General features: G+C 49.4%; 12 protein-coding genes and 8 tRNA genes. 1 reads left to right on the top strand and 19 read right to left on the bottom strand.

The genetic code is table 11. The features are described 5' to 3' along the window. The first annotated feature begins 81 nt into the window (after positions 1-81). Complete coding sequence (gene pdxR, locus FO441_RS10615) at positions 82-1,425, top strand: MocR-like pyridoxine biosynthesis transcription factor PdxR (protein ID WP_145289809.1); 1,344 nt, start codon at positions 82-84, stop codon at positions 1,423-1,425. A gap of 49 nt (positions 1,426-1,474) precedes the next feature. Here pdxR and FO441_RS10610 read toward each other — a convergent pair. The 19 genes from FO441_RS10610 to FO441_RS10520 all read right to left on the bottom strand — a co-directional run bounded on the left by FO441_RS10610 (position 1,475) and on the right by FO441_RS10520 (position 12,532). Then, positions 1,475-1,548 (bottom strand) — tRNA-Ile (locus tag FO441_RS10610). A gap of 26 nt (positions 1,549-1,574) precedes the next feature. After that, a tRNA-Ala gene (locus FO441_RS10605) sits at positions 1,575-1,647 on the bottom strand. Positions 1,648-1,675: 28 nt separating this feature from the next. Then, positions 1,676-1,749, bottom strand: a tRNA-Pro gene (locus tag FO441_RS10600). A 12-nt stretch (positions 1,750-1,761) separates the two neighbouring features. Then, positions 1,762-1,835, bottom strand: a tRNA-Arg gene (locus FO441_RS10595). A 42-nt stretch (positions 1,836-1,877) separates the two neighbouring features. Next, a tRNA-Gly gene (locus FO441_RS10590) sits at positions 1,878-1,952 on the bottom strand. A 19-nt stretch (positions 1,953-1,971) separates the two neighbouring features. Then, positions 1,972-2,058, bottom strand: a tRNA-Leu gene (locus FO441_RS10585). Between the two features lie 73 nt (positions 2,059-2,131). Then, positions 2,132-2,207 (bottom strand) — tRNA-Thr (locus FO441_RS10580). Positions 2,208-2,227: 20 nt separating this feature from the next. Further along, positions 2,228-2,303, bottom strand: a tRNA-Val gene (locus FO441_RS10575). Between the two features lie 135 nt (positions 2,304-2,438). Beyond that, positions 2,439-3,926 carry a lysine--tRNA ligase gene (gene lysS, locus FO441_RS10570; protein ID WP_145289805.1) on the bottom strand — a complete coding sequence of 496 codons (1,488 nt, stop codon included), beginning with the start codon at positions 3,924-3,926 and terminating at the stop codon, positions 2,439-2,441. 70 nt (positions 3,927-3,996) lie between these two features. After that, positions 3,997-4,458 (bottom strand): 2-amino-4-hydroxy-6-hydroxymethyldihydropteridine diphosphokinase, encoded by a 462-nt coding sequence (folK, locus tag FO441_RS10565; protein ID WP_246095124.1) that lies wholly within the window; start codon positions 4,456-4,458, stop codon positions 3,997-3,999. A gap of 14 nt (positions 4,459-4,472) precedes the next feature. Continuing rightward, complete coding sequence (folB, locus tag FO441_RS10560) at positions 4,473-4,838, bottom strand: dihydroneopterin aldolase (protein WP_145289799.1); 366 nt, start codon at positions 4,836-4,838, stop codon at positions 4,473-4,475. Continuing rightward, positions 4,831-5,622, bottom strand: coding sequence for a dihydropteroate synthase (gene folP / locus FO441_RS10555; RefSeq protein WP_145289796.1), 792 nt, complete (start codon positions 5,620-5,622; stop codon positions 4,831-4,833). Before folP ends, folB begins: the two co-directional genes overlap by 8 nt. Before the next feature lie 119 nt (positions 5,623-5,741). Continuing rightward, a complete protein-coding gene (gene cysK, locus FO441_RS10550) occupies positions 5,742-6,671 on the bottom strand; it encodes a cysteine synthase A (protein ID WP_145289793.1) in 930 nt (309 codons plus the stop codon). Between the two features lie 67 nt (positions 6,672-6,738). Continuing rightward, a complete protein-coding gene (gene hslO, locus FO441_RS10545) occupies positions 6,739-7,614 on the bottom strand; it encodes an Hsp33 family molecular chaperone HslO (RefSeq protein ID WP_370637547.1) in 876 nt (291 codons plus the stop codon). A gap of 46 nt (positions 7,615-7,660) precedes the next feature. Further along, positions 7,661-9,757, bottom strand: a complete 2,097-nt coding sequence (gene ftsH / locus FO441_RS10540) for an ATP-dependent zinc metalloprotease FtsH (protein ID WP_145289790.1) — start codon at positions 9,755-9,757, stop codon at positions 7,661-7,663. 74 nt (positions 9,758-9,831) lie between these two features. Continuing rightward, positions 9,832-10,365, bottom strand: a complete 534-nt coding sequence (gene hpt, locus FO441_RS10535) for a hypoxanthine phosphoribosyltransferase (protein ID WP_145290305.1) — start codon at positions 10,363-10,365, stop codon at positions 9,832-9,834. Then, a complete protein-coding gene (gene tilS, locus FO441_RS10530; RefSeq protein WP_145289787.1) occupies positions 10,355-11,608 on the bottom strand; it encodes a tRNA lysidine(34) synthetase TilS in 1,254 nt (417 codons plus the stop codon). Before tilS ends, hpt begins: the two co-directional genes overlap by 11 nt. Before the next feature lie 59 nt (positions 11,609-11,667). After that, positions 11,668-12,048, bottom strand: a complete 381-nt coding sequence (locus FO441_RS10525; RefSeq protein WP_145289785.1) for a S1 domain-containing RNA-binding protein — start codon at positions 12,046-12,048, stop codon at positions 11,668-11,670. Between the two features lie 85 nt (positions 12,049-12,133). Beyond that, complete coding sequence (locus FO441_RS10520) at positions 12,134-12,532, bottom strand: FtsB family cell division protein (protein ID WP_145289782.1); 399 nt, start codon at positions 12,530-12,532, stop codon at positions 12,134-12,136. Between the last annotated feature and the right edge of the window lie 52 nt (positions 12,533-12,584).

Here is a 12,584-nt window from a genome sequence, read left to right as displayed (position 1 = left end):
TTCAGATTATTATATCGTAGTATAGAGATAAATCTGATTACCTGAAAGTATCAGTTTGGAATCATTTAAGGAGGTCAGATTATGCTGATCACACTCGACAGACAATCGGAAACACCGCTTTTCAAACAACTTTATAATGTACTCAAGTCCCAGATACTGGACGGCTCCCTCGACAGTGACGAAAAACTGCCGAGTAAACGCCAGTTGATGACGGACCTGTCCATCAGCCAGACAACCGTCGAACATGCCTATCACCTGCTGCTGGACGAAGATCTGATCTACAGCCGGGAGAAGAGCGGCTTCTACGTCTCCGTCATTGAACAGCTGAAGCAGACGGATCGGCGTATGCAGCCTGAAATCAGACGACCGAAGGAGAAGGAATATGCGCTGCCGCTCGGTACCATCGATACGACACTTGTCCAGAGTGATGTCCTGAAGCAGATTGCCCGGGAAGTCCATGCTGATCCGGAACTGCTCAATAAAGGAGATGACAGCGGGGAAAGGGCTTTGAAGGAACAGCTCAGACAATATCTGCATATCAATCGGGGGGTCACATGCGCAGTGGATCAGATATTCATCGGGCCTTCCACGGAATTTCTGCTCGAGCAGGTACTGTATCTGCTCAAGCATCCGAAAATGACCATTGAGGATCCCGGCTATCCAATCATACGACGCGTGCTCGACCGCCTCGGCAGCGGCATGGACTTCGCACCGGTCCAGGAGGATGGCATCGACATTGATGCCGTTGAAGCGCTCGATAACCCGGTCACCCATGTGACCCCGTCCCACCAATTCCCGAGTGGTGCTGTCATGTCGCTGCAAAAACGCATCCAGCTATTGAATCATGCCAGCACCCGCGGACACTACATCATCGAAGATGACTACGACAGCGAGTTCAGATATACCGGCCGGCCGCTCCCGTCCCTCCAGGGACTCGACCAGAACGACCATACAATCTATATGAGTACATTTTCGAAATCACTCTATCCCTCACTAAGATTATCCTGCATGGTGCTCCCCGCCGCTCTGGCAGAACGCTACTACCAGGAGGCACTCTCCTGCAACGTTCCCAGGCAGATGCAGCATATCGTAGCCCACTTCATGGCTGAGGGCTATCTGAACCGCCACATCAATCGCATGCGGAAGATCTACAGAAAGAAGATGGCGGATGTTACACAATGGCTCAGAGCGGCCCACAGCGTGGAAATATACGGTGAGCATACCGGCATGCACTTCATGCTCAGAATACCTGGAACAGACCTTCAGGAACTTGCCAGAAAGCATGGCCTGGTTCCTGGTAATATCTACGCCAATAATGGGGATCTCCGAGATACTGTCGTCATTGGTATCGGGGAGAAGGAAGTGGAGGAGATAAGGCAGATTCTCGATGCTTTCCTTGAAGATGCACCAATAACAAGAGGATGACCATTTCAAGGCATAAAAAAAAGACATGGATGTTTCCATGTCTTTTGAGTGGGCCTAAGTGGACTCGAACCACCGACCTCACGCTTATCAGGCGTGCGCTCTAACCAGCTGAGCTATAGGCCCAAGATTATGTATTAAAATAAAAAAAGTGGAGACTAGCGGGATCGAACCGCTGACCTCCTGCGTGCAAAGCAGGCGCTCTCCCAGCTGAGCTAAGCCCCCATCATAAGATGAAAATTAAAAACAAGAGTCGGGAAGACAGGATTCGAACCTGCGACCCCTTGGTCCCAAACCAAGTGCTCTACCAAGCTGAGCTACTTCCCGTGAATTACTGAGCGCGCCCGAGAGGAGTCGAACCCCTAACCTCTTGATCCGTAGTCAAACGCTCTATCCAATTGAGCTACGGGCGCATGAAAAAAAATAAAAACGGTATCCACCGCTTAAAATAATAATGGAGCGGAAGACGGGATTCGAACCCGCGACCCCCACCTTGGCAAGGTGATGTTCTACCACTGAACTACTTCCGCGTCTTATGAAATTAAAATATGGTGCGGGTGAAGGGACTCGAACCCCCACGCCGATTAAGGCACTAGATCCTGATTCTAGCGCGTCTGCCAATTCCGCCACACCCGCATATGTTAATTCGGAGGATTTATCCTCTGATGATTTCTGTTGTTCCGTCAACTGGCTTCCGATTTGAATCAGATGGTGCCGGCCAGAGGAATCGAACCCCCAACCTACTGATTACAAGTCAGTTGCTCTGCCAATTGAGCTAGACCGGCTGAATCACCAAGTTTATGAATGGTGGAGAATGACGGGTTCGAACCGCCGACCCTCTGCTTGTAAGGCAGATGCTCTCCCAGCTGAGCTAATTCTCCTGAGATGGTTGAGTTGGTTAACAACGACTGTTTTATATAATACTACATTTCAGCATAAAGTCAACAAATTTCATGATTTTAAAATGGAAATAATACACCGGAGCGCGTTGCCCGGTGTATTATTAAATATAATGATTATTTTTGCCTCATATAAGGGAAGAGCAGTACGTCACGGATGGACGCAGAGTCGGTCAGCAGCATGATGAGACGATCGATTCCGATACCCAGTCCACCTGTTGGCGGCATACCGTATTCGAGTGATTCGAGGAAGTCCTCGTCCATTTCATGAGCTTCGTCATTACCCGCTTCCTTCTCGGCAACCTGTGCTTCGAAACGCTTCCTCTGATCGATCGGATCATTCAGCTCCGTGAAGGCATTGGCATGCTCGCGGCCCACGATGAACAGTTCGAAGCGGTCCGTGAACCTCGGGTCTTCCGGATTCTGTTTCGCGAGTGGAGAGATTTCAATCGGATGACCGAAGATGAACGTCGGCTGGATGAGTGTCTCCTCGACCTTCTGCTCGAAGAATTCATTCAGAATATGTCCGTATTTCATCGTTTCTTTCACTTCGATGCCATGTTCTTTGGCAAGCTCGTGTGCTTCCGCGTCGGATTTGACTGCATAGAAGTCGACACCAGTCTGCTCCTTGACTGCATCCACCATGTGCACGCGTTTCCACTGCGGCGTCAGATCAATTTCTTCTCCGCCATACTCGATGACTGTCGTACCATTGACGTGCTTGGCGATGTGCGCCACCATCTCTTCAGTCAGGTCCATGATGTCATGGAAGTCTGCATAGGCTTCATAGAGCTCGATCATTGTAAATTCAGGGTTGTGACGTGTGGATACACCTTCATTTCTGAATACACGGCCGATTTCATAGACCTTCTCCATTCCGCCGACAATCAGACGCTTCAAGTGCAGCTCGATCGCAATACGCATAAAGAGCTCCATATCGAGTGCATTATGGTGCGTCACAAATGGACGCGCCTGTGCGCCGCCTGCAATGGTATGCATCATCGGTGTCTCCACTTCAAGGAATCCACGCTGATTCAGATAATTGCGCATCTCCTGGATGATCCGGCTGCGCTTGATGAATGTATCCTTGGAGTCTTCACTTGTAATCAGATCGAGATAGCGTTTGCGATAGCGCTCCTCCACGTCCTTCAGACCGTGATACTTATCCGGTAGTGGGCGCAATGCTTTCGTCAGCAGCGTAAATTCCTTTGCCTTGATGGAAAGCTCTCCAGTATTGGTCTTGAACATGACACCTCTGACACCGACGATGTCCCCGAGATCCGCCTGGTTCCATACATCGAATGCCGCGTCACCGACCTGGTCCTTGCGTACATACAGCTGGATCTGTCCTTTTATATCCTGGATATGTGCAAATCCCGCCTTGCCTTTACCACGTTTCGTCATCAGACGACCCGCGATGACTGTCTCGGATTCCGCTTCCTTGTCTGCAAGTTCCTCTTTGGAAAATGCATCCCACGTCTCTTTCAATGCGTCCGTGTAGGATGTACGTTCAAATTTCTCGCCGAACGGATCGATGCCGAGATCGATGAGCTGCTGCATTTTTTCTCTTCTGACTGCTATCTGGTCATTTATTTCTTCACTCAATGATTTTCTCTCCTATACTATCTGTTGTTTTTCAAGTTCATCCCTTACCACCTGGTGAGACATCCGTCTCTCAACTGTTCGTTTTTCCTGCCTCAAGCTCCTGTCTCAACGTTTCGATTGTCCTGCCGAATCCCGGATGCACGACATCTCCCGCAATTTCTGCAAGCGGCTCAAGCACAAAAGCACGCTTGTGCATTTCTGTATGAGGAATATTCAGTTCATCCAGGGACAGCTCCAGATCTTCATAGAGCAGTATGTCTATATCAATTATACGCGGTCCCCATATTTCCTTCCGGACACGCCCCATGTCGTGTTCGACAGAGAGGACAACTTCAAGGAGGTCAAGGGGAGAAACGCGTGTTTCAACCATGATGCACATATTCATGAAATCCGGCTGGTCTGTTTTTCCGTATGGTGCTGTCTCAAGGATGGATGAGCGTCTGACCACTTCGATGGATGCATGGTCTTCAAGCTTGTGTATGGCAGATTCGAGGTTCTCCCTGCGATCTCCCAGGTTACTTCCAAGTCCCAAATATACAACCGCCATTAATCTTCCCGCTTTCTATTCAATGTAATACTGACGTTATCATAATTACCCTCTATCGGAGGATTTATTTTAGTGATGGTCACTTCTGTCCCTACTATTTTATCATACTGGTCAAACAGCGCCATCGATACCTTTTCTGCAAGATGTTCGATCAGATCGACCGGCTCCCCTTTGATGATCTTCTCGATCATCTGGTACGCTTCGCCGTAATGGACAGTCTCGGTCAGGTTGTCGGTCCTGGAGGCAGCGGACAGGTCCAGATACATGACGACGTCGGTAATGAAAAACTGTCCGAGCGTACGCTCCGCTTCAAGGACGCCATGATATGCATATGTTTTGATGCCATTGATTCTGATATTATCCATCGAACCCCTCCTTGAGCTTCATATAGGCGTCAGCGAGCCTGCGATTGAGGGCCACATTATGCACCCGGACCGCACTGATGCCCTTGTCGATGCCATAGATGGTCGTGGCGGCTGTCGCCTCATCCCGCTCCGTGGCCGTGGTTTCCTGTCCGATCAGTTCCTTGATCATGCGCTTCCGGCTTGTTGCGAGCAGCACCGGAAAACCTGTTGCCACAAGTTCTTCCAGACGGTGCATCACCTCAATCTCCTCGCTGCGCGACTTGACGAAACCGATGCCCGGATCGAGCCATATATTCTCACGGGGAACGCCGTGGGACTCCGCAAGTTTCACCGAGGCCATCAGCTCTTCAATCATTTCCGGAACGACATCCAAGTATGTAGCATGCGTATTGTTGTGCATCAGGAATATCGGCACATTACAATCACTCGCCACATCAAGAATCGTTTCGTCATATGTCCCACGCCACTGGTCGTTGATCATCGTTGCGCCTGCTTCCACTGCCTGCCTTGCCACTGCGCCACGGAAAGTGTCGACTGAAATATCCGGACCGATATTGCGGATTGCTTCGATGACAGGAACGACCCGGCTGATCTCCTCCTCTGTACTGACCTCACTATGGCCACCAGGACGTGTGGAATAGCCGCCGACATCGATGATATCCGCGCCCTCCCGGGCCATCTGCTCTGCCTGCGCCACTGCATCTTCCACAGTATGGTATCTGCCGCCATCACTGAAAGAATCCGGTGTCACATTCAGTATGCCCATGATCTGAAGTCGCTTCATACTATCCCTCTATTCCATAAGAATAGCAATATTATAACATGTATGGACAACGAAGCATAAGTCTCCACCATGGAAAATAAAAAACCATATCCCCGGGGGATATGGTTGTGCGCAGGCTATCAGCCTTCAAAGTTGAATAATGGTGTGGACAGATACCTCTCACCATTGGATGGCAGTACTGTGACGACACTCTTGCCTTTGCCGAGCTGCTTCGCCACTTCAAGGCTCGCCTTCACTGCTGCGCCGGAAGAGATGCCACCGAGGATGCCTTCCTTCGCTGCCAGTTCACGTGCCCACTCCATTGCTGTTTCATTGCCGATCTGGATGACTTCATCATATATTTCCGTGTTGAGGATCTTTGGTACAAAACCTGCGCCAAGACCCTGTAGTTTATGCGGTCCCGGCTTCCCGCCACTCAGAACAGGAGAGTCTTCAGGCTCCACTGCATAGATCCTGATATCCGGATATTTGTTTTTGAGCACCTTGCCGGCACCTGAGATGGTGCCGCCTGTACCGATGCCGGCAACAAACGCTGCAACATCCAGTCCTTCGGTCTGTTCGACAAGTTCCGGTCCTGTTGTGTTTTCATGGATTTCAGGGTTCGCCATGTTTTCAAACTGCTGCGGCATGAAATAGCCGTGCTTCTCGGCAAGCTCTTCCGCTTTCCCGATTGCCCCCTTCATGCCTTCGGCACCCGGTGTCAGAATCAGTTCTGCACCATATGCCTTGAGCAGGTTGCGTCGTTCCTTACTCATCGTATCCGGCATGACGAGTACAGTTCTATAGCCTTTGCTTGCTGCAACCATCGCCAGCCCGATGCCGGTATTGCCGCTTGTCGGCTCGATGATTGTCGTATCTGCGTCGAGGACACCTTCTTTTTCAGCGCGTTCGATCATGGACAGTGCAATGCGGTCCTTGACCGAGCTTCCGGGATTCATGAATTCCAACTTTACGTAAATGTCTGCCATGCTGTCGTCTGTCAGGTTATTAAGCTTCACAAGTGGCGTGTTGCCAATCACTTCTGTAATGCTATTATAAAGTTTGCTCATAACAGTCTCCTTCATCCCTACTTATTTACTATGGAAAATATACCATTTCCATTGTCAGAAATCAATTCTAATGGGTGATGAGCTCCTGCAGTTCTTCCTTCTCGATCCAGACTTTGTTGCGGCAGAAGTGGCAGTCCGCTTCGGCGCCGCCATCTTCCTGGATCATGGAAATGATTTCAGACGGGTCAAGTGATGCGATGGCGTTCAGGAAGCGGTCCTTGGAACAGCTGCATTCGAACTGGACCGGCATTTCATCAAGTGATCTCCAGTTCTCCTCGCCGATGGCCTCATTGATGATCTCTTCGGGCGTGAGACCCTGGTCGATCAGTTTCGATACAGGTGTCATCTCTTTTGCACGTCTATCAAGAAATTCGACCGTTTCGTCACTGGCACCTGGCAGCACCTGGATGATGAAGCCGCCTGCCGCCTTGATCGAATTGTCCGGGTTCACCAGCACACCCAGTGCCACGATGGATGGCACCTGCTCACTGGCATAGAAATAGTAGGAGAAGTCTTCACCCAGTTCGCCGGATACGATCTCCGTCGAACCTGTAAAGTGCTCCTTCAGACCGATATCCTTGGCCACATTCAGGAAGCCATCTGTACCGACTGCACGTCTGACATCAAGTTTGCCGATATCATTGAGTGGAAAATGGACATGCGGATTGCTCAAGTACCCACGGACGTTCCCTTTGGCGTCGCTGTCCACAACAATGGCACCAATCGGGCCCCCACCTTGTATGGTGATGGTCACCTTCTCTTCATTTTTAAGCATTGCACCCATCATGAGGCCTGCTGTCATGGAGCGGCCGAGTGCTGCAGCCGCTGTCGGATAGGCACCGTGCCTTCTTACTGCTTCGTTTACTGTATCTGTTGTATCAACAGAAAAAATACGAATTTCATCATTCATTCCAATTCCTCTGATCATGCGATCCACTGGAATTCCTCCTTATAAATGACCAAAAGTCGCCCAGGAGGGCGACTTGGCATCAGTTTCTTCGGTTATCTTCTTCCCATCGCTGTTCTCTTTCTCTCTGTTCATCAAGTGATGGGCTTTCCTGCGGGTAGTTACGCTGTTCAACCGGCTGTTCACCAGGTTCAGCGAAACGGGATGTTTCTTCTTTTTCTGCTTCTTCTTCAGCTGGGTCTTCTTCAGAACGCTTTTTCAGCTCTTCTTTAGCTTCTTCATAGGATGGACCAATCTTGTCGTCCTCTACATGACTATCGTCATAATTGCGTTCAGGCAATTTGCCATTGTAGAAGAGCCCTTCGATCTGTTCACGGTCCAGCGTCTCTACTTCAAGCAGTGTTTCTGCAATCAGGTTGAGCTGTTCCTGGTGTTCAGTCAGAATCTGGCGGCAGCGTTCATACTGCGTCTTGATGATATTCTGCATTTCCTGGTCGATTTCATAGGCAATGCTGTCCGAATAGTTCGGGTCGGACTGCATGTCCTTCCCAAGGAACACCTGTCCATTGGAATCACCAAACTGCAATGGCCCAAGCTTCTCGCTCATACCATATTCCGTCACCATGCTGCGTGCAATGCCTGTGGATCTCTGGAAGTCATTGTGGGCCCCTGTGGAAACTTCACCGAATGTAATTTCCTCGGATACACGACCACCAAGAAGGCCGACAATCTTGTCTTCGAGTTCCGGCTTCGTCATGAAGTAGCGGTCCTCTTTCGGGAGCATTACTGCATATCCACCAGCCTGGCCACGAGGGACAATCGTCACTTTATGGACCATATCTGCATCATCCAGCACCATGCCGATGATGGTGTGACCTGCTTCGTGGTATGCCACGATATTGCGCTCTTTCTTCGAAATGACGCGGCTCTTCTTCGCTGGACCGGCAATGACCCTGTCCGTCGCTTCGTCCACATCACGCATATCAATCTTCGACTTTTCCTGTCTGGCAGCAACAAGTGCCGCTTCATTCAGCAGATTCTCAAGATCTGCACCCGAGAAGCCTGGTGTTCTGGCAGCGAGTGCACCCAGATCCACTGTATCATCGAGCGGCTTGTTCTTGGCGTGTACTCTGAGTACCGCTTCACGTCCTTTGACATCCGGACGGCCAACTGGAATCTGTCTGTCGAAACGACCTGGGCGCAGGAGCGCCGGGTCAAGGATGTCCGGTCTGTTTGTCGCTGCAATCATGATGATGCCTTCGTTCTCTCCGAAACCATCCATTTCAACAAGCAGCTGGTTCAGTGTCTGCTCACGCTCATCATGACCGCCGCCGACGCCTGCGCCACGCTGGCGTCCAACCGCATCGATCTCATCAATGAAGATGATGCACGGTGCGTTCTTCTTGGCATTTTCAAACAGGTCACGTACACGGGAGGCACCGACACCAACGAACATCTCTACAAAGTCGGAACCACTGATTGAGAAGAAAGGTACACCTGCTTCTCCAGCGACCGCTTTTGCGATCAATGTCTTACCTGTACCCGGCGGGCCGACAAGCAGCACACCTTTAGGGATTTTTGCACCGATGCGGTCGAAACGGCGCGGGTCTTTCAGGAAGTCGACCACTTCGACGAGTTCCTGCTTCTCTTCGTCCGCACCTGCAACATCTTCGAAGCGGACTTTCTTCTTGCTCTGATCATAGAGCTTCGCCTTGCTCTTACCAAAGTTCATGACGCGGCCGCCACCGCCACCGCCGCCCTGTGCCTGACTCATCAGGAACAGGAAGAGGAACAGGATGAGCAGCAATGGAATGAACGTGAACAGCATGCTCGTCCAAGGACTCTGCTCTTCAGCAGGTTCAATCGAGAAGTTCAGTCCTTCCTGTGCTCTTGCTGTATCAAGAATCTGATCGAGGTCTTCGGTGCTGTTGTATGGAATCACGGAAGTAAAGGATTCCTGTTCGTTCTGTCCAGCCAGACGTCCTTCAACGAGATAGACGTTTTGCTCCGGCTGTATCATCAGTTCTTCTATGTTACCGGCATCCAGTTCCTCGAGGAATTCACCATACTGGAGTTCCTCTTCAAGAGCTGAATTGCCATTGAAACTTTGAAATATACCAAACATGATGACTGATAGGATGAGTATCAGCAAAATGTTACGGCCTACATTCTTAGGCATCCGTAAACCTCCATTTCTAATACGACTAAGAGAAATAATACCATATTTTCACAAGGTTATTCCACTGTTTTGCCTTACTGGTAGAGCTCAGGCTTCAATAGTCCGATATATGGCAGGTTACGATATTTTTCATCAAAATCCAGTCCATATCCGACAACAAAACCATCGGGTATTTCCGTTCCTACGTACTTCACGTCAACTTCAAGTTCTCTGTTTATCGGCTTATCCAGCAGTGTCACTATTTCCAATGAAGCTGCGTTCCTGTATTGAATCAGATCGACGATCGAATTCAATGTTGTGCCGGTCTCTATGATGTCTTCCACTACAAGCACATGGCGGCCATCCACTGAAGTGGAAAGGTCTTTCAGAATTTTCACTTCACCGGAAGATTTTGTTCCGACATAGCTTGAAACATCCATGAAATCTATTTCCAGATGCGTATCTATGTACTTGATCAGGTCTCCCATGAACATGACGGAACCTTTCAGAAGGCCGACCAGTATCGGTGTCTTCCCTTCATAGTCTTCAGTGATCTTTCTGCCGAGCCGTTCTGCTATTTTCTGAATATCCTCTTCAGAAAGCATAATCTCGCTAATGTCATTTCTCAGGCTCATTCGTAAACTCCTTTTCAATAATTAATCGACGGTTCTTTTCCTTGCTATCCATTATATTATAAATTTCACCCAGTGCAATAATTTGACGATTTTTATCCACCACAACAGGCATCGTGCCACGCTCATCCGCTGGTATCTTGTTGTCGATGAAGATGCGGGACAGCTTCTTTGTACCTACGCCGGGGATGTACATGCGATCCCCCTCAGCCCTGGTCCTGACTGTCATTGGATAGCATTCCGCGTCCAGGCGGGATGTTATCGTATAGCCATTGAAGCGGTAGATGCCGTCGCCACCCATCTGCAGCATCTCCATCTTCTCATCCTGACCCTGCTTCTTCACGATACGGTCATATGAGATGATGATTCTGGTATGATCCATCTCAAAAGATGCATTCGAAATATCAGACCAGATGGCATCCATGATGGCATCGATATGACGGCGTCTCGGTGCATCGCCATGCTGCGCCAGCCAGGCTTTCAGTATATAGAATCTGACGATGCGCTTTTCCCTATTGAAGGCATGCCGGTCGATGTTTTTCTCATGATGTGCCAAAAAGGCAGCCGCCCTGGCTTTCAATATGTCATCGACATCGCTCATGTCCTGCTTTACACGGAGCAGCTGATGCGCCTGCAGGTGCGCGCTCTCCCTGATCGGCGGCATGAGCCGGTGGCGGATATAGTTCCTTGTGTAGTCGGTCCCGCTGTTCGTTTCATCCTCGAAATAGTGGACATCGTGCGCTCTGGCATAGCCTGCAATCTCTGCGCGTCCAATATCGATCATGGGGCGGACGATCGTGTATCCGGGCATATGCCTTTCTGCCGGAATCCCCATTTCTCCAGGCAGATGCCGTCCAGTAAGAACGGCATGGAGTATGGTTTCATACTGGTCATCCAGATGATGTGCAGTGAGCAGCATTGATGCACCGTGCCTGGTCATCATCTCATCAAAGAAATGATAGCGTGCTTCCCGCGCACTTTCCTGGCTGAACGTACCAGGCGGGATATCAAGCACCACCATTTCGCACACACGGCCGTCCCGCTGCGCCATTTCCATGATGTATGCCGCCTCGTCGACCGAAGCCGCCCGCTGCCCATGATTCACATGGAGCAGAATGAGTGAACCATAACTCTCTCTATATACCGTATTCAGCAGGTTGTACAGGACCATGGAATCCATTCCGCCCGAAATTGCGAGCGCAATCTTTTCCTCTCGCCCCCAGGGGGTGAAGAGTTCCATACTATCATCCTTCTCGGAAAATAAAATAAGACGATTACTGGAATCGTCTGTATGTCTATTTATCTTTTACCTCTTCCACCACGACGTGATTCGGCCTGTCTCTTGATTGTCGACATGCGGTCTTCGCTGTCTTTCAGGAAGCTTGAAAGTTTCTTTTCAAAGTCTTCCGGAGACGGATCTTTACGTGGTTTCGGCTTAGGTTTTTGATCTTTGGCTTTTTTGATGGACAGACTGATTTTACCGTCATCCCCAACGGTCAGGACCTTAACTTCTACTTCTTCTCCTACACTAAGGTGCTCATTGATATCCTCTACATACTGATCTGCAACCTCACTGATGTGAACGAGCCCTGTCTTTCCTCCCGGAAGTTCTACGAACGCTCCGAAATTCTTGATACCGGTGACTTTCCCTTTTACTTTACTGCCCACTTCGACTGACATCTTAATATATTATCCTCCCAATTATCATTTAATCTTTCTTTATCATATCACTAAAAAGAAAAATAATCATTACATATTGCAATGATTATTCCTCGTTTTCATTTTTTTCAGGCTTCTCTTCCTGTTCTTCCGATTCAGCAAGATTGAACACAATTTCGCCTTCTTCGGAGAGGAAGAATTCGCTTCTTGCAATTCGTGTAATATAGTTATCGTCGTTCAATTGTTTGATCTGCTGTTCCAGATCTTTCGCTTCATCCACACGCTCATCCAGTACAACCTGCGCCTGGACCAGTTCTTCATGAAGGAGCTGATTCTGGTTCTTCTGATTAAAAGCAACAATGAGCAGAATACCCACTATTACCAGCAGCATGCTGCCGAACAGCAGCGTCCGTTTCTTCGCTGCACGATTTTCGTTCTGTTTTGTCTTCTTTTCCTTTTCGCGTCTGCTAGTGTAATTATTGATGACCTTGACTACCTTGCTCACGGCTCCACACCTTCAATCTGTCCGTTGTCTATCTATAAAATACACCATACAC

This window comes from Salinicoccus cyprini, from assembly GCF_007713705.1.
GTDB classification, from domain to species: Bacteria; Bacillota; Bacilli; order Staphylococcales; family Salinicoccaceae; genus Salinicoccus; species Salinicoccus cyprini.
This window is presented reverse-complemented; position numbering and strand designations above follow the sequence as displayed.

Coding starts and splice junctions, on each gene's coding strand:
- pdxR (WP_145289809.1), top strand. CDS start 82: ATGCTGATCACACTCGACAGACAATCGGAAACACCGCTTTTCAAACAA.
- folB (WP_145289799.1), bottom strand. CDS start 4,838: ATGGATAATATCAGAATCAATGGCATCAAAACATATGCATATCATGGC.
- folP (WP_145289796.1), bottom strand. CDS start 5,622: ATGAAGCGACTTCAGATCATGGGCATACTGAATGTGACACCGGATTCT.
- cysK (WP_145289793.1), bottom strand. CDS start 6,671: ATGAGCAAACTTTATAATAGCATTACAGAAGTGATTGGCAACACGCCA.
- ftsH (WP_145289790.1), bottom strand. CDS start 9,757: ATGCCTAAGAATGTAGGCCGTAACATTTTGCTGATACTCATCCTATCA.
- tilS (WP_145289787.1), bottom strand. CDS start 11,608: ATGGAACTCTTCACCCCCTGGGGGCGAGAGGAAAAGATTGCGCTCGCA.
- FO441_RS10525 (WP_145289785.1), bottom strand. CDS start 12,048: ATGTCAGTCGAAGTGGGCAGTAAAGTAAAAGGGAAAGTCACCGGTATC.